At 33.9% G+C, this 26,384-nt stretch carries 16 protein-coding genes; 14 read left to right on the forward strand and 2 right to left on the reverse strand.

The genetic code is table 11. The features are described 5' to 3' along the window. Positions 1-68 precede the first annotated feature (68 nt). The 3 genes from ruvB (at position 69) to queG (ending at position 3,413) form a co-directional block, all read left to right on the forward strand. Complete coding sequence (gene ruvB / locus TD18_RS05995; RefSeq protein ID WP_040249922.1) at positions 69-1,091, forward strand: Holliday junction branch migration DNA helicase RuvB; 1,023 nt, start codon at positions 69-71, stop codon at positions 1,089-1,091. 64 nt (positions 1,092-1,155) lie between these two features. After that, on the forward strand, positions 1,156-2,487 hold the full coding sequence (locus tag TD18_RS06000) for a cytochrome P450 (RefSeq protein WP_040249925.1): 1,332 nt from the start codon (positions 1,156-1,158) through the stop codon (positions 2,485-2,487). After that, on the forward strand, positions 2,487-3,413 hold the full coding sequence (gene queG / locus TD18_RS06005) for a tRNA epoxyqueuosine(34) reductase QueG (protein ID WP_040249927.1): 927 nt from the start codon (positions 2,487-2,489) through the stop codon (positions 3,411-3,413). The genes TD18_RS06000 and queG overlap by 1 nt, the downstream gene beginning before the upstream one ends. Here the strand turns inward: queG and TD18_RS06010 are convergent. Next, positions 3,394-4,437: a LacI family DNA-binding transcriptional regulator gene (locus TD18_RS06010; RefSeq protein WP_040249933.1), complete on the reverse strand. Its 1,044-nt coding sequence runs from the start codon at positions 4,435-4,437 to the stop codon at positions 3,394-3,396. The genes queG and TD18_RS06010 overlap by 20 nt on opposite strands. Positions 4,438-4,604: 167 nt before the next feature. Here TD18_RS06010 and TD18_RS06015 point away from each other — a divergent pair, with 167 nt between their 5' ends. From TD18_RS06015 to TD18_RS06030, 4 genes are all read left to right on the forward strand, one after another. Then, positions 4,605-7,238, forward strand: coding sequence for a TonB-dependent receptor (locus tag TD18_RS06015; RefSeq protein WP_040249937.1), 2,634 nt, complete (start codon positions 4,605-4,607; stop codon positions 7,236-7,238). A gap of 144 nt (positions 7,239-7,382) precedes the next feature. Continuing rightward, positions 7,383-8,705: an MFS transporter gene (locus tag TD18_RS06020; protein ID WP_052461059.1), complete on the forward strand. Its 1,323-nt coding sequence runs from the start codon at positions 7,383-7,385 to the stop codon at positions 8,703-8,705. 19 nt (positions 8,706-8,724) lie between these two features. Further along, positions 8,725-9,651, forward strand: a complete 927-nt coding sequence (locus TD18_RS06025; protein WP_040249940.1) for a carbohydrate kinase family protein — start codon at positions 8,725-8,727, stop codon at positions 9,649-9,651. Between the two features lie 26 nt (positions 9,652-9,677). Next, positions 9,678-10,850: a glucosidase family protein gene (locus TD18_RS06030; protein ID WP_040249943.1), complete on the forward strand. Its 1,173-nt coding sequence runs from the start codon at positions 9,678-9,680 to the stop codon at positions 10,848-10,850. 9 nt (positions 10,851-10,859) lie between these two features. Here the strand turns inward: TD18_RS06030 and TD18_RS06035 are convergent, their stop codons facing one another. Then, entirely contained in the window at positions 10,860-13,223 is a 2,364-nt protein-coding gene (locus TD18_RS06035; protein ID WP_040249945.1) for a DUF5686 family protein, read from the reverse strand. Between the two features lie 159 nt (positions 13,224-13,382). Here TD18_RS06035 and TD18_RS06040 point away from each other — a divergent pair, with 159 nt between their 5' ends. From TD18_RS06040 to TD18_RS06070, 7 genes are all read left to right on the forward strand, one after another. After that, positions 13,383-15,677 carry an NADP-dependent malic enzyme gene (locus TD18_RS06040; RefSeq protein WP_040249946.1) on the forward strand — a complete coding sequence of 765 codons (2,295 nt, stop codon included), beginning with the start codon at positions 13,383-13,385 and terminating at the stop codon, positions 15,675-15,677. A 64-nt stretch (positions 15,678-15,741) separates the two neighbouring features. Further along, the gene (ruvA, locus tag TD18_RS06045) at positions 15,742-16,323 is read left to right on the forward strand and encodes a Holliday junction branch migration protein RuvA (RefSeq protein ID WP_040249949.1); all 582 of its coding nucleotides are present in this window, start codon (positions 15,742-15,744) and stop codon (positions 16,321-16,323) included. Positions 16,324-16,328: 5 nt separating this feature from the next. Continuing rightward, the gene (gene sov, locus TD18_RS06050; RefSeq protein WP_040250032.1) at positions 16,329-23,849 is read left to right on the forward strand and encodes a T9SS outer membrane translocon Sov/SprA; all 7,521 of its coding nucleotides are present in this window, start codon (positions 16,329-16,331) and stop codon (positions 23,847-23,849) included. A 58-nt stretch (positions 23,850-23,907) separates the two neighbouring features. Then, complete coding sequence (gene gcvH, locus TD18_RS06055; protein ID WP_040249950.1) at positions 23,908-24,288, forward strand: glycine cleavage system protein GcvH; 381 nt, start codon at positions 23,908-23,910, stop codon at positions 24,286-24,288. Then, positions 24,281-24,643 (forward strand): VanZ family protein, encoded by a 363-nt coding sequence (locus TD18_RS16960; protein WP_052461060.1) that lies wholly within the window; start codon positions 24,281-24,283, stop codon positions 24,641-24,643. The genes gcvH and TD18_RS16960 overlap by 8 nt, the downstream gene beginning before the upstream one ends. A 60-nt stretch (positions 24,644-24,703) precedes the next feature. After that, positions 24,704-25,429 (forward strand): energy transducer TonB, encoded by a 726-nt coding sequence (locus TD18_RS06065; RefSeq protein WP_040249955.1) that lies wholly within the window; start codon positions 24,704-24,706, stop codon positions 25,427-25,429. 118 nt (positions 25,430-25,547) lie between these two features. After that, entirely contained in the window at positions 25,548-26,339 is a 792-nt protein-coding gene (locus tag TD18_RS06070) for an energy transducer TonB (RefSeq protein WP_052461061.1), read from the forward strand. Positions 26,340-26,384 lie beyond the last annotated feature (45 nt).

Consider the following 26,384-nt stretch of genomic DNA (forward strand, 5'->3'; position numbering starts at 1 on the left):
ATACGTTTAAAAAATATTGAAAAGCCTTTCGTAAAAACCGAGAGGCTTTTTGTTTATATTTGTGTTATATGAATGAAAACCTAGATCCAACAAACGATAATTTTTCTCCAGATGATCTGGATGTAGAAAAAAAATTAAGACCCTTATCATTTGATGACTTCACGGGTCAGGATCAAGTATTAGAAAACCTTCAAATATTTGTTCAGGCAGCAAACCAAAGAAATGAAGCTCTAGATCATACTTTGTTTCACGGACCTCCAGGGCTTGGTAAAACCACTTTGGCACACATTTTAGCAAGTGAACTAAGTGTAGGAATTAAAGTAACTTCAGGGCCAGTTTTAGACAAACCAGGAGATTTGGCTGGCTTGCTGACTAATCTCGAAGAACGTGATGTTCTATTTATTGATGAAATCCATAGATTGAGTCCAATCGTAGAAGAATATTTGTATTCTGCTATGGAAGATTATAAAATTGATATCATGATAGAGTCTGGGCCAAATGCCAGAACAGTACAAATCAATTTAAATCCGTTTACACTTGTTGGTGCAACAACGCGTTCGGGATTATTAACTTCTCCAATGCGAGCTCGTTTTGGAATTCAAAGTCGTTTACAATATTATAACACTGAATTACTAACCACAATTGTACAAAGAAGTTCTAGCATTCTTGATGTACCAATTTCTATGGAAGCTGCTGTAGAAATTGCAGGAAGAAGTCGTGGCACACCTAGAATAGCTAATGCACTCTTACGTCGTGTTAGAGATTTTGCTCAAATTAAAGGTAATGGAAGTATTGATATCAAAATAGCAAAGTTTGCTTTAGAAGCCTTGAATGTTGATGCTCATGGCTTAGACGAAATGGATAATAAAATCTTGGAAACAATCATCAATAAGTTCAAAGGAGGTCCAGTAGGTATTACTACAATAGCCACAGCAGTTAGTGAAAGTCCGGAAACCATTGAAGAAGTTTACGAGCCGTTTCTAATTCAGCAAGGATTTATTATGAGAACGCCTCGCGGACGTGAAGTTACTGAGCAAGCGTACAAGCATCTAGGGAAAGTTAAAGGACCAACTCAAGGTGGCTTGTTTTAAAATTCTTTAAGTCATTCTGAATTTATTTCAGAATCTCACCATACCTTTATAGGAAACAGTTTTAATGTCTTCAAAAAAAGAAATTCCTACAGTTCCATTACATAGATTTCTAAAACATTCTTTAGAGATTCTTAAAAATCCTTTGCCGTTTCATCGTCAAAATTTTAATGAGAAAGGTGACATCTTTAGATTAAAAGTTGGGTTCAATACAGACGTATTATTTATTCGAGACACTGCATTTGCACAATACGTCCTTCAGAAGAATCAAAAAAACTACGTTAAATCCAAAATTCAAACAGAAGATTTAGTAAAGTATGTAGGTGAAGGCTTGTTAACTTCCGAAGGTGAAAAATGGAAGAAGCAACGCAAAATGATGCAACCTGCCTTTCATAAAAAGCAACTGGAAAATTTGTTAATCGGAATGCAAGACACGATTGTTTCTGAATTCAAAAAAATTAAAACAGATCAAACCATAGATGTTTTTCCTATTCTTAATGATTTAGCATTTCAAACAGTTGTAAAGTCCTTGTTCACAAAAGCTGCAAGAGAAAACGACATGGAACGGCTTCAATTCATTACTGAAGCGAATCAAAAAATGCTAGTTAAAGAATTGCGACAACCTTATTTGGGATGGTGGTTCAAAAGCAGTGGAGTTTTAAAAAAACATTTAAATCTTTCAAATGAAGCACGAACCATTTTAAAGGGTATTGTTGAAGACAGAAAGACATCAGGACAACGCTTTGGCGATTTATTAGATATGCTTTTAGAAACCAGGTATGATGATGGTAAAGGCATGTCTGAAGAACAACTTATTGATGAAATCTTAATCATTTTTACTGCTGGACATGAAACAACCTCTAATGCGTTAACGTTTACGTTTCAGTTATTGGCAAAACATCCGGATTGGCAAAATCAAATTTTTGAAGAATGGAGAACTTTAAAAGATGAAACCAATGTCATGACTCGTATTTCTAACTCAAAAGTGTGTCAGCAAGTATTAGAGGAATCGATGCGATTGTATCCTCCAGCTTATTTTATAGATCGCGTGAATGTTGCAGCTGATGATTTTAATGATATGCATTTTGAAGCAGGTTCTAATTTGTTATTTTCGGTTTACGAAATACATCGTCATCCTGAGTTATGGGAACAACCTGAACTATTTTTACCAGAACGGTTTGAAGATGGCGGACGACAATTTTCGTCTCAATATTTTCCATTTGGAGCAGGACCAAGAAAATGTATTGGAAATAATTTTGCCATGTTTGAAATGATTATTGCTGTAAGTGAACTCATTTCTAAATACAAAATTCATGCTGATTTTGATACCATTGAAATCACACCATTAATTACGTTGAAGCCAAAAAATGCGTTTTTAAGATTTGAAGAACGATCGTAGTGTTAGATAAAAAATCCAAATACAGCCAATTCATTAAAACGGAAGCCAAGCGCCTCGGATTTTTGTCCTGTGGTATTAGCAAAGCAGAATTTTTAGAAACTGAAGCACCACGACTGGAAAAATGGCTTAAAAATAATGCGCATGGAGAAATGCGTTATATGGAAAACCATTTCGATAAACGTTTAGATCCAACAAAACTGGTGGAAGGTTCTAAAAGTGTAGTGTCTCTATTGTTGAATTATTTTCCTTCAGAAATTCAAAGCGATGATAGTTACAAGCTTTCAAAATATGCTTATGGAACCGATTACCATTTTGTCATAAAAGATAAATTGAAAACTTTATTACATTCAATTCAGGATGAAATTGGAGCCGTACATGGTCGTGCGTTTGTAGATTCGGCTCCAGTATTAGATAAAGCTTGGGCAGCAAAATCTGGTTTGGGCTGGATAGGAAAACACAGTAATTTGCTCACACAGCAAGTGGGTTCGTTTTACTTTATTGCTGAATTAATTATCGATTTAGAATTAGAGTATGATTATGTCACAACAGACCATTGCGGAACTTGTACTGCGTGCATAGATGCTTGCCCTACAGAAGCCATTACTGAGCCTTATGTGGTTGATGGGAGTAAATGCATTTCGTATTTTACGATAGAACTCAAGGATAATATACCTTTAGAGTTTAAAGGTCAGTTTGATGATTGGATGTTTGGTTGTGATGTGTGCCAGGATGTTTGTCCGTGGAATCGTTTTTCAAAGCCTCATCGTGAACCGTTATTTAATCCGCATCCTGAATTGTTAGCGATGACTAAAAGCGATTGGGAAGAGGTTACGAAAGACACCTTTAATAAGGTATTTAAAAACTCGGCTGTTAAACGTACAAAATTTGAAGGTTTGCAACGGAATATTAAGTTTTTAAAATCTTAGTTTTAGTTGAATCTCTTTTTACTAGTGCAGTTTCTAATTCGATAATTTTTGGGTTGACTTCTCGTCCTTTTTTTAATGCTTTTAATTCTTTATACAATTGCTTAAAAGCCATTTTGCCCATTTCATATCCAGGTTGATCAATAGTAGATAAAGAGGGAGTAATAGCTGAAGACATGAACCAATTACTAAAACCTACAATAGAAATATCTTCAGGAATTTTCACTCCTAATCTATTAAATTCAGTTATAGCTCCAATAGCAACCATATCTGTATTTATAAAAATACCATCTACATCATTATGATCTTGGATTAATTGTGAGGCATTTTTTTTGCCTTCCTCAAAGCTCTTATCACTACAATCACATATATATACTAAACTTGGGTCATAAGGCAAATTATTGTCTATTAGAGCTTTTTTATACCCAAGAAACCTATCAATAGAGTTTTGTGGCAATAATGGACCTCTAAAATGGGCGATACGTTTACAACCGATATCAATGAGGTGCTGAGTTGCAGTATATGCAGCCTTTCTATCATCTATAATAACTTTTGAGCAGTTTACAATTTTAGCAATTTTATCAAACATAACTAGTGGTTTGCCTTGATCAATAACATCAGTAAGATGTTTGAAATCTGAAGTGCCATTAGCTAATGAAATTAAAATGCCATCAACATGCTTGCTTAATAGCAAATCAATTTGCTTTTTTTCAAGTTCAAAAGATTCATTAGATTGTAAAATAATAACAAGATATCCTTTTCTTTCAGCTTGAGAGATAATGCCTTTTATTACTGTGGAAAAGAAGTGGTGTACAACTTCAGGTATAATCAATCCAATAGTTTTTGATTCTTTAGTTCTCAGATTAACCGCAAAAGAATTAGGTCTGTAATTTAATTGAGCTGCTGTTTCTCGAACCAGTTTTCTAGTTTTTTTACTAACATCAGGATAATCTTTTAATGCTTTTGAAACCGTAGTTATTGAAATATCTAAAGTTTCGGCAATTTCTTTTAGTGTAACTGGTTTCAAAATGTCAGAATTTTAATCGCAAAATAATAAAAATAAATGAAATCGAAAACGTTTTCGGTCAATCGAAAACGTTTTCGATTTATGAAATTCTTTAAAAAAGAAATATTAAATATAGATTCGGTAAAAATTAACCACAATAATTATCAAATTATTAAAATAGACTAAAAATGATTACAACTAAAAAAAGTTACAGTTTATTGCTTTTGCTAATGATTTCGATGTCTGCCGTTTTCGCTCAGTCGAAAATCTCTGGTAGTATTACAGACAGTGCAGGTATTCCTTTAGCAGGAGTTAATGTTATTATTGAAGGAACGACTCAAGGAGCAGTTTCTGACTTTGATGGAAATTATACCATTGTAAATGTAGAAAACGGAACATATACGTTAAATGCGTCGTATTTAGGTTTCTCTAAGTTTTCTCAAAGCGTCACAATTAATAATGAAGACGTTATTATTAACATTTCAATGACTGAAGATGCAGAATCTTTAGATCAAATCATTGTAACCGGAGTTACTAATCCAAAATCAAGAATAGAATCAAGTGTTTCTGTAACAACAATGCGACCTGAAGTTATAGAACAATCTGCACCAAGAACTACTGCAGAAATTTTCAGAACTATTCCTGGTATCCGTTCAGAGTCTTCTGGAGGCGAAGGAAATTCTAATATAGCTGTTCGTGGTGTCCCGGTTTCATCTGGAGGATCTAAATATGTTCAGTTACAAGAAGATGGGTTGCCAGTTTTACTGTTTGGTGATATGTCTTTTGCAACAGCAGATATATTTACTAGATACGATTCAAATATTTCTAGAATAGAAGCTATTAGAGGTGGTTCGGCCTCAACGTTATCCTCAAATTCCCCAGGTGCAATAATTAACCTAATTAGCAAAACTGGAAAAACAGAAGGAGGTTCAATTTCAACAGCTTTCGGATTAGATTATGGGAATTTTAGAACAGATTTTGAATATGGAGCTCCAATAGCTGAAGGACTTTATTTCCACATGGGTGGATTTTACAGAGTGGGTGAAGGTATTCGTGATGCAGGTTATGTTGCTAACAATGGAGGGCAATTCAAATTTAATATCACTAAAGAGTTTGACAAAGGTTATGTTAGATTATATGCAAAGTATTTGAACGATAGAGCAATTGCATATTTGCCAAATCCAATTCAAGTAACTGGAACAAATGCCGATCCTAATTTTGAAAATGTTCCAAATTTTGATGCAAATAATCAAACGTTACATACACCGTATTTATCACAAAACGTTGGTCTTGGAGAAAGTGGACAATTAAGACGATCAAATGTTAGTGACGGAATGAACCCTATTTCAACTTCTGTGGGTATGGAAGCTTCATTTGATCTAGGTGATGGATTTAAAATTAAAAATAATGGAAGATTTTCATTTAATAAAGGTGGATTTAATTCTCCTTTTCCTGCAAGCGTTTCAACAGTATCAGATTTCTTAACTGGTGATTTCGCTACTACAAATGGATATGATTCTTTAGCCTATGCTAATGGAGATGGAGCTGTCGCTTCAAATTCACTAATTGCTCCAGTTGTGCTTTTCGATACCCAATTAAATAACTTCAACAACTATATGAATGACATTCGTTTAACAAAGTCATTTGATAATGTAGACGTGACTGTCGGTTATTTTAAAGGCATCCAAAACGTATCAATGTCATGGTTATGGAATTCTTATTTGTTAGAAGCTAGAGGAGATGATGCAAGATTAATTGATGCTCTAGATGCAGGAGGAAATACCTTATCTACTAATGGATTAGTTGGATATGGAGCTGCTTTTTTCGGAAATTGTTGTCAGCGTAGTTATGACACAAGGTATAATACGTCTGCGCCTTATTTAGCAGTTGCTATCGAAGCTTCAGAAAAATTAAATTTTGATGCAAGTGTTCGATACGATAAAGGACAAGTAGATGGTTCGTTTGCTGGACCAGTTACTTCAGTTAATGACATAAATAACGATGGTGACATTTCTCTACCAGAGCAAACGGTTCAATCTATAGATTTAGCTAATCCAACTACAGTAAATTATGAATATGATTATGTTTCCTTTTCATTAGGAGCTAATTATTTATTAAATGATGACCAAGCTATTTTTGCTCGTTATAGTAGAGGTGGTTCAGCTAAAGCAGATCGTATTTTGTTTGCTGGTTTAGATTATACAAATAGTGATAGAATAAATGCACTCGATTTTATAAATCAAGCAGAAATTGGATACAAAAGAGGATTTGAAAAAGGATCACTTTATGCAACTGTCTTTTTTGCTAAAACCGTTGAAGAAGGAGGATTCGAAGCGACTTCTAACAGCATTATAGAAAATGATTACAAATCTGTTGGTATAGAAATAGAAGGTTCTTACAGATTTAGCGATTCATTTGATATTAGAGGAGGATTAACTTTTACAGATGCTGAAATTGATTCAGGAGATAATGCTGGTAACACACCAAGAAGACAACCAGACTTTATTTATAGTTTTATTCCTACGTTTAATTTCGGAAAAACAAATCAGAATGCATTTGGTCTAAGTTTTATAGGTCAGAGTAAAGCTTATGCTCAAGATTCAAATGAGTTAGTATTACCAGGTTTTGTAATCATTAATAGCTTTGTTAATTTGGGAATAACAGACAACCTAAAGGCTAATCTTTCAGCTAATAACATCTTTGATACTCTAGGTATCACTGAATCTGAAGAAGGAAGTATCGTTGAAGGACAAACAAATTATTTAAGAGTTAGACCAGTTCCTGGAAGATCAATTTCTTTGGGACTTAACTATAGTTTCTAATAAATTTTAATTAAGTGTTAACAAAATTTATTTATTTTTAAGTTGATTTGAGTTGGGAGTCAATGCCTTTTAATAGCATTGGCTCTTTTTTCACAAAAATTAAGTTACATTACTTAACATTAAAACGTTACAAAACAATAGGCTATGCTAAAAAAACCAAAATTAAGCTTCTGGCAAATTCTGAATATGAATGTTGGATTTTTTGGAATTCAGTATAGTTTTGGATTGCAACAAAGTGCAGTTACTCCAATTTATGATTTTTTAGGAGCAAGTCCTGATCAGATTCCTATTTTACATCTTGCTGGACCAGTAACTGGTTTATTAGTTCAGCCCATCATTGGAGCATTAAGTGACAAAACATGGAGCCCGAAATTAGGAAGACGAAAACCATTTTTCTTAATTGGAGCTATTCTTTGTAGTTTAACTTTAATAGCGTTTCCGTTTAGTAGTTCTTTATGGATGGCAGCAGGATTATTGTGGATTTTAGATGCTGGAAATAATACAGCAATGGAACCTTATAGAGCATTGATAGCCGATAAGTTAGATGATGACCAACAACCTTTAGGTTTTCAGATGCAAAGTTTTTTTACTGGATTAGGACAAGTATTAGCTAATGTATCCTTGTTTATTTTCCCATTAATTTTTATTGGAATGACAGGTTCTTTGCCAACTTGGGTTTATGCTTCGTTTTTTTTAGGTGCATTTTGTTCTATATCATCGATTTTATGGAGTATCAGCAAAACAAAAGAAATCCCTCCAACAGCTGAAGAATTAGAAAAACTCAGAGAGAAAAGGAGTGTTTTTGAACCACTTATAGAAATTTTCTCAGCCATTAAAGATATGCCAAAGGTTATGTGGCAATTGGCTTTAGTGTATCTGTTTCAATGGTATGCGTTATTTTGTTATTGGCAGAACTCTTCAAAAAGTGTTGCGCTTTCAGTGTGGAACGTAACTCCTGAAAATAAGGAAGTCTATAGCGAAGCTGTAAGTTGGACAGGTTTAGTTAATGGCTGGTATAATGTGGTCACTTTTCTAGTTGCTTTTGCTCTTGTAGGATTTGCTAAAAAGTACAGCGCAAAAAGAGTTCATGCGTTTTGTTTGCTTATTGCTGCAATTGGATTTCTAGCTTTTCCACATATTGAAAATAAAAACTTACTATTCTTTGCAATTACAGGATTTGGAATTGGCTGGGCAAGTATGATGGGTATACCTTATTTAATGGTTGTTTCAGATATTCCAAAGGAAAGATATGGAGTTTACATGGGAATTATAAATATGATGATTGTTCTACCTATGATTCTACAAACGCTATCGTTTGGTTATGTGTTAAAACATTTTTTAAATAATGATCCACGAATGGCAATTTCATTTGCAGGAGTTCTTTTAATTATTAGTGCAATTTTAACATTATTCATTAAAAGTAAAAAAGCACCAAACAACACAATAGTTGCACCAATAGGTCACTAATTTTAACATTAAATTATTTATGAAAAACATAGATATTCTATGCGTTGGAGAAGTTTTAATTGATTTTATAGGTCATCAATCAGGAGTATTGATCGACGACACTAGAGATTACCATAGATATTTAGGTGGTTCACCAACAAATGTAGCTATGAATTCTTCGAGGTTAGGATTGCATGCAGCTATGGTTGCAACTGTTGGCGATGATGGTTTTGGAGATTATATCTTTAAAAGATTTCATGAAGTTGGTGTACATACGGATAGCGTTAAAATCATTAAAAACAAACCTACAAGTGTCATATTTGTTTCTAGGTCAGAAACAACACCAGATTTCATACCTTTTAGAGAAGCAGATGCCGAAATTACTGAAGATCAAATTTCAAAAGATATTTTATCCAAAACGACTATTTTTCATACCACCTGTTTTGCTTTAAGTAAAAAACCTGCTCAAACTACAATAATCAAAAAAGCAGAAGAAGCATTTCATCTTGGTACCCAATTGAGTATAGATTTAAATTATTCTAATAAATTATGGCACAGTAGAGAGGAAGCATTACATGTTATAAAAGCGTATTGCAAGTTCAATCCTTTAATTAAAATTAGTGAAGACGATCTAATTCGACTTTTTGATAAAAACATGTCTCACAAACAAATGTTTGAATTCTTTCATAACGAAGGAGTTGATATGGTGTGTTTAACTTTAGGTTCAAAAGGTGTGAAGTTGTCCCAAAAAAATGAAAAATTAATAGAAATGCCTGCTATCAAAATCGAAAAAGTAATGGATGCAACTGGAGCAGGAGATGCCTTCTGGTCAGGCTTTTTGTTTGCTTACATTAAAAAAAATCCCTTAGAGAAATGCTTAGAAGTTGCTTTAAAACTGGCAGCTCTTAAACTGCAAAATGTTGGGAGATTACCTGATAATATCAATATACTTTCTAAACTATTATAGTAGAATAAAATTAAAATCACTCAGTAATGAGCATAGTATATAACAAATCAATTGAATTATTATTTAAGTGTTCTTCCGAAGATGGATTTCTGGCGAGTGCACAAAATATTTCTAATTATAAAAGGGTTTGGGCTCGAGATGGTGTCATTTGTGGTTTAGCTGCTTTAGCTTCAGGAAATGAGGAACTTATTCGAATTTTTAAAAAAACCATAGAAACCTTAGCAACGCACCAACATAAAATAGGAACCATACCTTCCAATGTAAGTATTCAAAATAATGATATAGATATCAGTTATGGTGGTTTAGCAGGTAGAGTAGATGCCGTAACGTGGTTTGTAATAGGAGTTTGTCAATATGCGTATTATAAAAAGGAGAATTCATGTATTGATAAATACAAGTCTAATATCGAAAAATGCATTACACTTTTAGAAGCTTGGGAGTTTAATAATAAACATTTGTTATACGTGCCTTTGTCTGGCAATTGGGCTGATGAATACATAACTGATGGCTACGTTCTATATGATCAACTACTCAGATTATGGGCTTTGAAAAGTTATAATTATTTTGTGAAGAGTGATAGTATATCGACTAAGATTGAACGTATAATAGAACAGATTCAAATTAATTTTTTTCCTAATTCTGGTGGAGAAAAATTTCATGAAAGAGCTTATGACGAAGTTAAATTTAAAGATTATTTGCCTTGTTCATTCTCTCCTTCAGGGTATAAAATTCAATTTGATGCCTTTGCGAATGCTTTAGCTGTGATGTTGAATATAGGTGATGAAGATTTTCAAGATAGGCAAATGAATTTTGCATTCAACTTGGCTTCAGAAACAAAATTAGGAATGCTTCCAGCATTTTGGCCACCTATATCAGAAGATGATGAACACTGGAACTTATTAAAGAATAATTGTAAATACGAATTTAGAAATTATCCAAACGAATTTCATAATGGAGGAAGCTGGTCAATGGTCAATGGTTTTTTTGGTTTAGCACTATTCTCAAAAAATAAGATGTTACAAACTGATTTTATTCTGGAAAAAATCAATAATGCCAATGAGATCTCCGATTTTTCTTTTTATGAGAATTTCAACACAAAAACTAGGGAGCCTAACGGAGTTCCTTATTGTGCGTGGAGTGCAGCAGCAGGAGTTTTATTACATCAAACAAGACATGGTGATTTTAAACTTTTAGTTTAATTTAAAAAATTACTTAAACGTAAAACCTGCCGCAAATTTAAACACAAAGTTATGGCCTGAATCTGGTAAGTTATGAAATCCGTAACGGTAAAATCCACCAGCTCCAAGTCCTAAATAACCAACATCAAGATAATTCAATTTGAGAATATTACGAAGCTCTAAACCGGTTTCTAAAAAGAGCTCGTTTTTAATGTTAAAGGCAATGTTTTCATGCTTAGAAGCATGTGATAAATCTCCTATACCAAAGTTGTTATGCAGCACTACTTCTGGCGTAAAAAAGCCTTTGTTATTGAGTAGCATTCCGAAGTTATGATACGTAAAAAGATTGACATATCGATCCGATAAAAATTCATAAGGTTCAGCTGTTTGAAAATAATTATGAAACACATAAGGAAACACATTATCGTAGCTTCCTTCACCTGTGAATAATTGTCCGTAAGGAATAGCACTGTCAATAAATCCCATATCCAATCTATAGGTTGTTTTTCCTAAACCTTTAGTTCTAAAGCTATGGTCTAGTGTGAAACGGATTTTATTATAACTAAAATTACTTCCGAAGACATTAGATAAGCCACGTGAATAGGTGAGATTAAAAGCAGGATCATCACTTGCTATTCTTGTAATAGAATTAAAAATGTTACTCAATTTTTCATTTACAAAGTAGCCAACACCAATGTTTATTTCAGAATTGGTATAACTAACAACAGATGTGCCATTTGCATTAAAACTATAATCGTAAAGCGGATTAATTTTAGCAGTATGAAAACCAACCTTCCAGTCTATATTTCTAAAGAGTTTCATTTTGGTATTGAAACTAAACGCTTCTATCTGATCCATTTGTTCTCCTAGCACATCTCTAGCATTAAATAAACGCTGATTGTGTTTAAAATAAGAAGTTCCAGTTTCTTTTAGATTGTTTTCATATTTCAATTGAAGTTGAATCTCCTTTTTGCCAGGAATGTCAATTAAAAGTTCGCCACCATATTTCCATTCATAATCCTGAAATCCATAACCTGCAAATCCGCCAATAGAAACGTTTTCAAATACATCTTCATTAGTGTAAAAACCTGCTCCAAGTCTTAAGCCTTCGAATTTATTATAAAGGAAGAGCTTTGTTAAATCTAAATCCACATATTTGAATGAAAACCTTCCTTTTACAAGTTTCGCAGAAAAGTTTAAGATCTTGTCGAATTTTATCTTTTCACCAATACTATCAATAACAACATAAGTCCGTGTTTCTTTTTCGGTTAGAGAATCCTGCCGAATGGTAGTCCAGAACGCAACATCTTTTTTTACAGCATCTTTTTGAATACCAATAGGCAATACAGGAAAGTCTTTTTTTGTTAAAGGTGGATTGAGTTTAACGTCTGAAAGATAACTTTTACCAAGATACTTTAAGGCTGCATATTTTCCACCGATACTAATTTGAAAATTTAATTGTTCGGGGAACCAATGTTCATCTTTTATAAACGAATATTTCTGTTGAATGGAAACTTCTATTTTTCCAGAATTAAATGTTGTTGCATCTACACTTTGTACAGCGTAGCCATTAGAGTTGATATAAACTAATCCTTTCAGTCCTTCGAAATTTCTATTGTTATTCGGTTCAAATGAAATAGCGAAAATAGTATCCTTACCTCTCAAATATTCTTCTTTAAGTCTGAATTTATATTTCTTTGTACTTCCTTTTGAAATCGGATTCAAATAATCGGTTTCGAACAAGGTAATGTAGTCTTCATAAAATGAAAATGGCTGAATGCTATTCGCCAATAAAGCAAAACTCGGAGTTTTTAAACCTGAGGTACGAGTTGCAATAATGCTATCTTCAGTAAATTTGGGTTTGAGGTATTTGTGTTTGGCTACAGTTTCAGTAATAAATAAATATGATTTTTCAAAAAACTTACCCAATTCATTTAAGGTATCTTCTTCTACTTCCATTTCTTCACCATCTACTATAATTTTGTCATAAGACTGATAGGTGAAAGCATTTAAATTCTCTGGATTGTTGAATTTCTTGTTTTTGACCGCATTTCTGATAATACGATGTGCAGGATTTTCAGAATTGGTAATAACGACTTCATCAAGTGCGCTTATTTCTTTTTTAAGAGGAATTTTATTCGAACTTAAATCAGATAAGTTAAGCGTTTTAGAAGCATAGCCAATATAGCTGATGGTTATTTTTTGTACTGTATTTGAAGCATAAAAAACACCGTCAATATCAGAAATTGTTCCGCTGTAAACATCATCGTTGAAAATAATGTTTGCAAAAGCTATAGGTTCATTAGTATCAAAATCGACAATAGTAAACAACGAGCCGCTTTGCGAAAAGCCTTCAAAAGCTATGAGTAAAACTAAAATAAGAAGGTTTTTCATTCAGACATTAAGGTTGGATATTCTTACAAACGAGTAAAGTATAAATATAGTATTCTATTTAAAAAGCAAGCGCTTGTAATCTTTTTTTTTAAGATAACATTTGCTTTAAAACCGTTACATTTGTAGCTTATTTAATTCAGGTAGTTAATTCACATTTTCATGAGCAAGCAAAGTAAAAGAAGGGAAGCCTTAGTATATCATGCCAAACCAAAACCAGGAAAGATTGAGGTCATTCCTACAAAAAAATATGCAACACAACGTGATTTGTCGTTAGCGTATTCTCCAGGCGTTGCTGAGCCATGTTTAGAAATAGAGAAAGATAAAAACAATGCTTACAAGTATACAGCTAAAGGGAATTTAGTTGCTGTTATTTCAAATGGTACTGCCGTTTTGGGTTTAGGAAATATTGGTCCGGAAGCATCAAAACCTGTAATGGAAGGTAAAGGTTTATTGTTTAAAATTTTTGCGGATATCGATGTGTTTGATATTGAGGTTGATACTGAAGATATTGAAGAATTTATTCAAACCGTAAAAATGATTGCACCAACTTTTGGTGGCATTAATTTAGAAGATATCAAAGCACCTGAAGCCTTTGAAATTGAACGACGTTTAAAAGAAGAACTGGATATTCCGGTTATGCACGACGATCAACATGGAACTGCAATCATTTCTGCAGCTGCCCTAATCAACGCTTTAGAAATAGCAAATAAAAAAATAGAAGAAGTCCAAATTGTTATTAGTGGAGCTGGAGCTGCTGCGATTTCTTGCTCAAGATTATATCAGTCTTGTGGTGCCAAACGGGAGAATATGGTCATGCTCGATAGTAAAGGTGTGATTAGAGACGATCGTGATGATTTAAGCTCGCAAAAAGCCGAATTTGCTACACATCGAAAAATAGATACACTAGATGAGGCCATGATAAATGCCGATGTATTTATTGGTTTGTCTATGGCAGATATTGTAAAACCAGAGATGTTAAAAACAATGGCAGCAAATCCTATTGTTTTTGCAATGGCGAACCCAAATCCGGAAATAGAATACAAGCTTGCTATTGACACGCGAGATGATATCATTATGGCGACAGGTCGAAGTGACCATCCAAATCAGGTGAATAATGTACTCGGATTTCCTTTTATTTTTAGAGGAGCTTTAGATGTTAGAGCTACAAAAATTAATGAGGAGATGAAAATGGCTGCTGTAAAAGCATTAGCAGATTTAGCCAAAGAACCAGTTCCAGAGCAGGTTAATATTGCTTATGGCGAAACGAGATTAACTTTTGGTAAAGACTATATCATTCCTAAACCTTTTGATCCACGACTTATTGCTACAGTGCCTCCAGCTGTTGCAAGAGCGGCAATGAATAGTGGTGTAAGTAAAGAGCCGATTGTTGATTGGGATAAATATGAAGAGGAATTATTACAACGATTAGGTTCCGATAATAAAATTGTGCGTTTACTTCATAATCGTGCTAAATTAGATCCAATGCGTGTTGTTTTTGCAGAAGCAGATCAATTAGATGTTTTGAAAGCGGCACAAATTGCTTATGATGAAGGTATTGCTATTCCTATTTTGTTGGGAAGAAAAGATACCATCTTAGAGCTCATGAACGAGATTGAATTTGATGTCGATGTTGAAATTATTGATCCAAAATCTGATGAAGAACTGGAGCGTAAAAATAAATATGCTCAGGTGTATTGGAAAAACAGAAAGCGTAAAGGAGTGACGTTATATTCTGCAGAAAAAATCATGAGAGAACGTAATTATTTTGCGGCAATGATGGTTAATGAAGGTGATGCAGATGCGTTAGTTACGGGATTTTCAAGAAGTTATCCTTCAGTCGTAAAGCCTATGTTAGAGCTTATTGGTTTAGCTCCAGGAGCCACGCGAATAGCGACAACAAATGTGATGATGACTAAACGTGGGCCAATGTTTTTAAGTGACACGTCAATCAATATTAATCCGTCAGCAAACGATTTAACACGTATTGCACAAATGACAGCTAAAGTGGTGCGTATGTTTGGTATGGAACCAGTCATGGCGATGACATCCTATTCTAACTTTGGGTCATCAAAAAATCAAACAGCCACTAAAGTTCGTGAAGCTGTAGAGTATTTACATAAACGTCATCCAAATTTATTGGTCGATGGTGAATTACAAACTGATTTTGCTTTAAATAGTGAAATGCTACAGGATATTTTTCCGTTTTCTAAATTAGCTGGGAAAAAAGTAAATACGCTTATATTTCCTAATCTGGAATCGGCAAATATAACGTATAAGTTACTGAAAGAATTGAATAAAGCAGATTCTATTGGTCCAATAATGATGGGAATGCGTAAACCTGTTCATATTCTTCAGTTAGATGCAAGTGTTGAAGAAATAGTCAATATGACAGCTATAGCAGTTATCGATGCGCAACAAAAGGCAAAAGCAGAACAAGAACGCCTAAAACATTAGCAAAACATCACCTTTGAAATGTAAATAATTTTATTACATTTGAGTTTTTAACCGAAGCTAATAAATGATCACGCATATTCAGGGGAAATTAGTAGAGAAGAACCCAACAGATGTTGTTATAGATTGCAATGGTGTTGGTTACCTATTAAACATATCTTTACATACGTATTCTCAAATTCCTGATCAAGAAAATCTAAAATTATATGCGTATTTAATTGTGCGTGAAGATGCGCACACCTTATATGGATTTTCTTCAGTTTCTGAACGCGAAATTTTTAAACTTTTATTGTCTGTAAGTGGTATTGGAGCTAGTACAGCAAGAACGATGTTGTCTTCGTTGACGCCTCAACAAGTTAAGGAAGGTATAGCTCATGGAGATGTAGCCTTAATTCAATCTATTAAGGGAATTGGCGCAAAAACTGCGGCAAGAGTCATTTTAGATTTAAAAGATAAAGTATTGAAGGTGTATGATATTGATGAAGTTTCTGTTAATAAAAACAATACGAATAAAGATGAAGCGTTATCAGCTTTAGAAGTTCTCGGATTTGCTAAAAAGCAATCTGAGCGTGTATTAGATAAATTACTGTCTCAGCAACCAGATTCAAATGTAGAAACCCTTATAAAGGCCGCATTAAAAAATTTATAAATTTGATTACAACAACTAACTATACCTTGCTTAAATCCATACAACGTTTTATCTTGATTCCAATTTTGGTATTGGTTAGCGCTCCTGCTTTTTCTCAGGAAACACCAGAACCAGAAGAACAAGATACCACTACAACAACTCAAAATGGTTATTCATTAGGGACAATGAATATGCCAAACCCTAAAAGTATTATATCAAAATATACCTACGATCCTTTAACTGATCGTTACATTTATACAGAATCGGTTGGTAAATTCAATATCAATTATCCTATCATATTAACACCTGCAGAATATCAAAAGTTAGTTTTACTCGAGCAACAGCAAATGTATTACAAACAAAAAATTGATGCAGCAGATGGGAAAAAAGAAGGTTCAGAAGAGGAACAAAAAAATCTACTTCCTGAATTTTATGTCAATTCCAGTTTTTTTGAAACGCTCTTTGGAGGTAATACCATAGAAGTGATTCCGCAAGGTTCCGTTGAAATGGATTTAGGAATTTTGTTTACAAAACAAGATAATCCAACATTCTCACCTAGAAACCGAAGTAATTTTACGTTTGATTTCGATCAACGTATTAGCTTAAGTTTACTGGGTAAAGTAGGTACAAGGTTACAAGTGACTGCAAACTACGATACCGAATCAACATTTGATTTTCAGAATTTAATAAAGTTAGAGTATACACCAACAGAAGACGATATTGTTAGAAAAATTGAAGTTGGTAACGTCGCAATGCCACTAAATAGTTCATTGATTACTGGAGCTCAAAGTCTTTTTGGTGTCAAAACCGAATTGCAATTTGGAAAAACAAGAGTGACAGCTATTTTTTCTGAACAACGTTCACAATCACAATCTGTGACTGCTCAAGGCGGTGGAACTTTAGAAGAGTTTGAGTTTTTTGCTAGAGACTATGATGAGAACAGACACTTCTTCTTATCGCAATACTTCCGAAATAATTATGATGAAGCGATGCTTCGTTATCCATTTATAAACAATAACATTCAAATTACTCGTGTTGAAGTTTGGGTAACCAATAGAAGTAATCAAACCGATAATGTGAGGAATGTGGCTGCTTTCCAAGATTTGGGTGAATCTGAAGTTATAGGTCTAAACAATCCACCACCTGGATTTGTGAATGTCGGAGCAAATCAGCCACCAGATAATGGAAACAATGATTTTGATCCGACTAACATTGCAGGGCCAGGTTCCTTACTTTCGCCTTTGGTAAGAGATATCACGACCGTTGAACAGGGAATTCTGGTGTCGGCCAATGAAGGGTTTGATTTTGGTAAATTAGAGAATGCCAGAAAATTACAACAAGGGACAGATTATCAATTACAACAGCAATTGGGTTATATTTCCCTGAATCAAAGATTGTTAAATGATGAAATTCTGGCTGTTGCTTTCCAATATACGATTGGTGGAGAAGTGTATCAGGTTGGTGAGTTCGCCAATGATGGTGTGAACTCTACTGCTACAAATAGTGATGACGACCAGGACGGAATTCCTAATGATGCAGATGTAGATGTCAATGGTGATGGTGCTCCAGATAATGGTACAGATACTGATGGTGATGGCATTAATGATGCTGCTGATGCCGATGTCAATGGCGATGGTGTAATCGATAATGGTACTGATACCAATGGTGACGGAATTAATGACAGTTTCATCGTTGTTGAAGGTTCTACTCAAAGTTTGATTGTGAAAATGCTTAAGAGTCCGATAACGAGTGTTGATCAACCTATTTGGGACTTAATGATGAAAAACATCTACGATACAGGTGCTTTTCAATTGGAACAAGACGATTTCAGATTAAACATCTTTTATACAGAAGCGTCGCCTTTAAACTATATTTCTCCTGTTGTTTTACAGGATGGTACAGTAGTGCCTTTTCCTGTATTTGATAACAATTCACCTTTTGATACAACTGATGACGGTCAGATTATAGATACACCTTTAATTCGATTGTTTCATTTAGACCGATTAAATTTCAATAACGATCCGCAAGCTGGTGGTGACGGGTTCTTTGATTATGTTGAAGGGATGACTGTCCTTTCTCAAAACGGAAAAATTATCTTTACCAAAGTAGAGCCATTTGGGCGTTACCTTTTTGATGTTCTTGATACAGATGGAAACCCTAATGATAACGAAGCAGATTACGAACAAGAGACCTACGACAACTTAAACCAGGAAAAATACGTTTACGATATTCTTTATAAACAAACGAAAACAGCCGCTTTAGATGAGGCTGAAAAGAATAAGTTTCAGATTAAAGGTCGCTATAAATCTTCAGGAGGTGATGGAATTCCTTTGGGTGCGTTTAATGTGCCAAGAGGTTCGGTTGTTGTTACTGCAGGTGGACGTACTTTAGTTGAAGGTGTAGATTATACAGTGAACTACCAAATTGGACGAGTTCAAATTCTTGATGAAGCACTAAAAGCATCTAATATTCCAATCAATGTTTCCGTAGAGAATAATGCTATATTTGGTCAGCAAACCAGACGTTTTACAGGTGTAAATGTTGAGCATCAGTTCAATGAAAACTTTGTTTTAGGCGCAACGATTTTAAACCTGAACGAACGACCAATTACACAAAAAGCAAATTATAATACGGAACCAATTAATAATACCATTTTTGGTTTTAACGGAAACTACTCTACTGAAGTGCCGTTTTTAACTCGATTGGTTAATAAACTTCCAAATGTTGATACTGATGTGCCTTCAAATTTATCTGTTAGAGGCGAATTTGCTTATTTAGCACCTGGAGCTCCAAAAGGAACTGATTTTAATAATGAAGCAACTGCCTATGTTGATGATTTTGAAGGTACACAAGGCGCCATTGATTTATTATCTCCTCAATCTTGGTTTTTGTCGAGTAGACCTAGACAATTAGGTAAATCCTATCCTGGATTTAATGGTGAAGATGAAAACGGAATTCAAAATGGTTTTGACAGAGCCATGCTCAACTGGTACACGATTGATCCTATATTTTATAGTAATCAACGTCCAAACGGAATCACAGATGATGATGTATCCAATCTTTATACAAGGCGAATTTTTATCGATGAGGTATTTCCTGAAGTTGATATAGCTCAGGGACAACAAACCATCATCAATTCTTTAGATTTAGCGTATTATCCTACCGAAAGAGGACCTTATAACTTTGATCCTAATGCAACTGATGGTGTAATTGATGCTAATGATAGTTGGGCTGGTATAACGAGACAAATCACATCAACAGATTTCGAGCAAGCCAATGTTGAATATATTGATTTTTGGGTGCAAGATCCCTTCCTAGATGATACAGCGCCTGCGCAAGGAGGAAAACTTTTTATAAATCTTGGTAATATTTCTGAAGATGTATTAAAAGATGGTAAAAAGCAATATGAAAACGGACTTCCGGAAAATGGAAATATTAGTGATTTAACACCAACAAGTTTTGGTACTGTTGTACCAAGAAACCAATCACTCATTTATACGTTTTCAACAGGCGGACAAGAACGAGATAATCAAGATGTTGGTTATGATGGTTATGACGATAATGAAGAGGCCAATCTTAATGTTAACGGTCTTATCACTGGAGCAGCATTTGGTCCAGATCCATCAAATGATAACTATACGTATTACTTAAATACAGATGGTGATATTTTCGAGCGATACAAGCGTTATAATGGTTTACAGGGAAACTCACCAGACATCTTCACAGATACCAATAGAGGTTCAACAGCACAACCTGATGTTGAAGATATTAACAGGGATAACACGATGAATACTATTGATAGCTATTTTCAATATGAAATAGATATCAATCCAGGTGTATTAAATATTTCGAATCCTCAAATTAACGATATAAAAACAAGAAACGTGACTCTGCCTAATGGTGAAGAACGCGAAGTGAAATGGTACCAATTTAGAATTCCGATTTCCGATCCTACTGAAGCTATTGGTGGTATTACTGATATTCGTTCGGTACGTTTTGTGAGATTATTTCTTAATGGGTTTCAACAACCAAGAGTTTTACGTTTTGCAACACTTGACTTAGTACGAAGTGATTGGAGACGTTACACATTAACGCTTGACGATGAGCCAAATAACGATAATGATAATACCGATCTTAATGTTGGTGTTGTAGGTCTTCAGGAAAATGATGGGAATTATGTATTACCTCCAGGTGTTGTTTTAGAGCAATTAAACAACAACAATAACATCATCAGACAAAACGAGCAATCCTTACAGGTTGAGGTTTGTGAATTAGAACCTAGAGATTCGAGAGGTGTATTTAAAAACATTAATGTTGACATGCGTCAGTATAACAAGCTGCGTATGTTTATTCACGCTGAAGAAGGTGAAACCGGTAGTTTAAGTGATGGTGATATGGTAGGTTTTATTCGTATGGGTAATGACTTCACTCAAAACTATTATCAAATTGAAGTGCCTTTGCAAGTGTCTTCTGGAAGTGTGTCTCCTGAAAGTATTTGGCCTGAGGTTAACGAAATTAACATCGAATTAAATGTTCTTGAACAAATTAAATCTTTAGGAATTGCTAATGGTACTTTAGCCAATGAAGAACCAACATTTTATAATTTAGCAGATGGTCAACTTACCGAAGTTGGAGAATTTGATACGCATACCATTGGTCAGCAAAGGGTAGCGATTAAAGGTAATCCAAATTTTGGAGACGTAAGAGTGTTGATGGTCGGATTAAAAAATCCTGACAATAATGGAATGAATGTTTGTGGTGAAGCTTGGTTTAATGAACTTCGTTTATCAGATTTAGACAATGAAGGTGGTTGGGCGGCAGTAGCAGCAGTAGATGCTAATTTCGCTGATTTTGCCGATATTAGCGCAACAGGAAGAAAAAGCACGATAGGTTTTGGTTCTGTTGAACAACGTCCGAATGAACGAAGTCGAGAAGATGTGCAACAGTTTGATATTGTGACTAACATGAACTTAGGTCAGTTGCTGCCAAAAAAATGGGGTATTCAAATTCCGTTTAATTATGGTATAGGAGAAGAAATTGTGACCCCTGAGTATGACGAATTCTATCGTGATATTAAATTAGAAACTCAATTGCAAAACACGAACAATAAGGATTCTATTCTTAATGTTAATGAGAGTTATACAAAACGACAAAGTATCAATTTTATTGGTGTACGAAAAAATAGAACGACAGATAAAAAGCCTCGTTTTTATGATGTTGAGAATTTAACGTTTAATTATTCCTACAACAAAACTGAGCATAGAGACTTCGAGATTGAAAACTCTTTAGACCAAAATATTAGAGCCGGAGTCAATTACAATTATAGTTTTGAACCTATGACTATTGAGCCTTTTAAAAAGAATGACTCTTTATTCAGAGGAAAATATTGGAAAATACTTAAAGACTTTAATTTTAATCCCATTCCTACAAGTTTCTCAGTAAATACGGATATATTGAGACAATTTAATAAGCAGAAGTTTAGAGAAGTCGATTTAACTGGTGATAATATTGGTTTAGAAGAATTGTTTAGACGGAATTATAATTTCAACCTTCAATACGTCATCAATTATAATTTGACAAAAGCTTTAAGTTTAAATTTTACAGCATCAAATTCAAATATTGTACGTAATTATTTTGTTGATGATGTCATTAACGGAAGGCAAGATCCAAATTTAGACGTTTGGGATGGTTTCTTTGATTTAGGTGATCCTAATATTCAAAACCAACAACTTCAGATTAATTACGAAATTCCGCTTTATAAGATTCCAACGCTTAGTTTCCTAAGAGCCACCTATTCATATACTGGAGATTTTCAGTGGCAAAAAGGATCAGATTTAAATGAGAATTTGCAAATTAGAGATCCTGATGATCCGAATATTGTGAATACCTACAACTTAGGTAATTCCATTCAAAATGCGAACACACACAATATCAATTCTACTTTTGATATGACTAAGCTTTATAAGTATGTCGGACTTGTAAAAAAACCAGTTCGTAGTCCAAGAGGTGGACGTTCTACAAAAAGTGCCGTTCCTAAAGGACTTGAAACTAAAGGAGGAAAAGCAGATTCTAAAACTTCAGATGCTAACACACTAACTGATGAAAAGGGTAATCCTGTAAAAAGTAAAGTTGGCGCTGGGACAAAAGTTTTAAATGGCGCAATAGATTTATTAACGAGTGTTAAGCGAATTCAAATTAATTATTCTGAAAATAACGGTACATTCTTACCAGGTTATTTGCCAACTCCAGGGTTTTTGGGTACACTAAAGCCTTCTTTAGGCTTTACGTTTGGTAGTCAAGCAAATATTAGAGATCGAGCTGCGCGTAATGGATGGCTAACAGTATTCCCTGATTTTAACCAACAGTATACTGAGGTCACTACCCGTATTTTAGATGTATCAGCTAATATTGAATTGATTAAAGACTTAAAGATTGATGTCACAGGTAATAGAACATACGCTGAAAATTTAACTCAAAATTTTAATACTACAGATCTTAATGATGATGGATTTAGTGATACCTACAATAGATTATTAACCAACTCATTTGGTAACTTTAGTATTTCGACTGCTTTAGTTAAAACAGCATTTCAAAAAAGTGATGAAACACAGTCTCAAGCGTTTGATGATTTTAGAACTAACAGACTTATTGTAGCGAACCGTTTGGCTCGAAATTTTTATGGTACCGATAACTATGCGAGAGATGGAGAAGGCTATCCGTTAGGATTTGGTAAAAATAATCAAGCCGTTCTTCTGCCATCATTTTTAGCAGCTTACAAAGGTCAGAGTGCCGAAAAGATTGGATTATCTGCGTTTAGAGATATCCCAATTCCTAACTGGCAACTAAAATATACTGGTTTTATGAATATAAAATGGTTTAAAAAGAATTTTAAACGTTTCTCCGTCACGCATGGTTATAGATCTAGCTATACGATAAACCAATTTAGAACCAACCTCGATTTAGAGCCTGACGCTTTACAGCCTGGAGTGTCTTATGAAAATCAAGATCAGGATTTGGTTCTGGATCAGTCAGGTAATCTAAAAAATAGAATAATATTCAGTAACATTAACTTAGAGGAACAATTTAGTCCATTATTCAGATTGGATTTTGAAATGAAAAATTCAGTTAAGATTTTAGCTGAAATGAAAAAAGACAGAATTTTATCATTGAGTTTTGATAACAACCTCTTAACCGAAATTCAAGGTAATGAGTACATTTTAGGATTAGGTTACCGAATAAAAGATGTGCGAATTCGATCGAAATTGGCTGGTCCTAAACAAATCATTAAAAGTGATTTAAATATGAAGGCCGATATTTCTGTACGAAATAATAAAACTATCATTAGATATCTAGATATTGAAAACAACCAAATTACACAAGGACAAACCATTTGGGGACTTAAATTTGCTGCAGATTATGCCTTTTCGAAAAATTTAACTGCTATATTCTATTTTGATTACACATTCTCTGAGTATGAGATATCGACAGCTTTTCCGCAAACCACAATTCGTTCAGGATTTACATTGCGATATAATTTCGGTAATTAATGATATTTATTAGATCAAAAAAATTATTTTTGTAAGCATAATAATTATAACCATAAAGATGAATATACCGTCAGATTTAAAATATACAAAAGACCACGAATGGGTTAAAATTGAAGGTGACACGGCTGTTATTGGTATTACCGATTTCGCTCAAAGTGAATTAGGAGATATTGTGTATGTTGAAGTTGAAACCGTTGATGAAACTCTCGATGCTGAAGAAATTTTTGGTACAGTCGAAGCTGTAAAAACAGTGTCAGATTTGTTTTTACCACTTTCAGGTGAAATCACTGAATTTAATGAATCACTTGAAGACGAACCAGAAAAGGTCAATTCAGATCCTTACGGAGAAGGTTGGATGATTAAAATGAAATTTTCTGATGCTTCACAAGTTGACGATTTACTTTCGGCAGATGATTATAAAGCTCTAGTAGGTGCTTAAACGTTGGTCATTACCAATCTTATTAATTTACAGCATAACTTTAACGTCTGGAAGTTTAGGTAGAGTTAGTAGTATCCCAAAACTTGGTTCATCTTTTGATGATAAAATTTATCATTTTTTAGCATATGCCGTTCTTACGATGGTCCTCTATAACTTTATAGCTACAACGACTGTAAAATTCAAAATTTTATTTTCAGCGAGTATTGCAATTATTTATGGCATTATTATTGAAGGTTTACAATCGATATTGACAGATTTTAGAACACCAGACTATTATGATGTTCTGGCTAATACCATTGGTGTTGTAATTGCCATACTGTTGTTAAAATTAAAAAATAAACTAAAGTTAAAATAAACAATAGCTTGCTTTTTTAACATATTTTTGGTTAATTTAGCATTCTTAATACTTAAAAAAATGGAACCTAAAAAGAATACAAAATCTGATGTGAGCAGAAATGCATCACTTTACTTTGCTGTAGGTCTTGCGTTAATGATGACATTAACCTATTTAACTATTAACTATAAGTCATATGATAAATCTAATATAGACATTGGAATGGTTGATGTTGATGACGAGCTAGAAGAAGAAGTTCCAATTACACAACAAGAAATAATTCCACCACCTCCACCACCTCCACCACCAGTAGTTCCGGAAGAAATTGAAATTGTTGAGGATGAAAAAGAGGTTGAAGAAACAGTTATTGAATCTACAGAAACAGATCAGGAAGAGGAAATTGTCGAGGTTGAAGAAGTAGAAGTTGAAGAAGTAGAAGAAGATATTGAAGTTCCATTTGCGGTTATTGAAAACGTACCAATTTTTCCGGGATGTGAAAACGAAAAAGGAAACAATGCTAAAAAGCAATGTATGTCTGATAAAATTGCCAAATTTGTGAACAGAAAATTCAATACCGAATTGGCTGCAGATTTAGGATTATCAGGTAAACAACGTATTAGTGTGATTTTCAAAATCGATAAAAACGGAAACATTACCAATGTTAGAGCAAGAGCTCCTCACCCAGGTTTAGAGAAAGAAGCGAAACGAGTTATTGGCTTGTTGCCAAAAATGCAACCAGGAAAACAAAGAGGAAAAGCAGTAACAGTACCTTACTCACTACCAATTCTGTTTCAGGTTCAAGACTAGATTAATCTTAAATACATATTAAAATTCAAAATCCCATCTAAAATTAATTAGATGGGATTTTTACTTTGGTATGCTTATTGCGATTTTATCATAATATTAACATTAACATTTAAATATTATGAAAAATTTAAAAAAGACGCACAGTATTGCTGGTCAGAGCAATACTAAAGTGCAAAAATCACAAAAGCATGATGCAAATTTACAAAAAAACTCAACGCTCTATTTCCAAATCGGACTTATTCTATGTTTGTTAGGTACCTATGGTTTGTTCGAAATGAGATTTGAAAAGAAGGATCTTGTTATAAGTGAAACTACCTTTGATGCTGAGATTGCAGAAGTACATGTTAAAAATTACGTTGTAGAACCAGAAGTCAAAATTGAAAAGCAAGTCAAACAACGTTCGCAAAAACTTGCCGATAAAGCACCTGTGATTGTAGATAACGATGTAGACATTGTTGTTGATAAAATAGACTTGATAAAGCCAGATATTGTAAGTACACCTATTCCTGTTAATAATATTGAAGATTTTGATGAACCTAAAATTATAGATGAGCCTTTCAATATGATAAACGTTGAAGTTGTTCCAATTTATCCTGGTTGTGAAACAGCTACAACAAATAGAGAGCGTGTAAAGTGTATGTCTCAAAAGCTTGGTAAGTTAGTTCAAAGAAAATTTAATACTGAATTAGCTGCAGATTTAGGTTTGTCAGGAATGCAAAAAATTGACGTGCAATTTAAAATTGATGAAAACGGAAATATCACCGAAATTAAAACAAGAGCACCTCTGAAACAACTCGAAGATGAAGCAGAACGTGTTGTAAATAAAATTCCACAAATGACACCAGGGAAACAAAGAAATGAGCCTGTTTCTGTGTTGTATAATTTACCTATTAAGTTTCAGGTGAGATGATAAAATAAAATTCTAGTGACGTAAAGTCGTTATCAATTTGATAAC

The organism is Psychroserpens mesophilus (assembly GCF_000826645.1).
GTDB lineage: Bacteria > Bacteroidota > Bacteroidia > Flavobacteriales > Flavobacteriaceae > Psychroserpens > Psychroserpens mesophilus.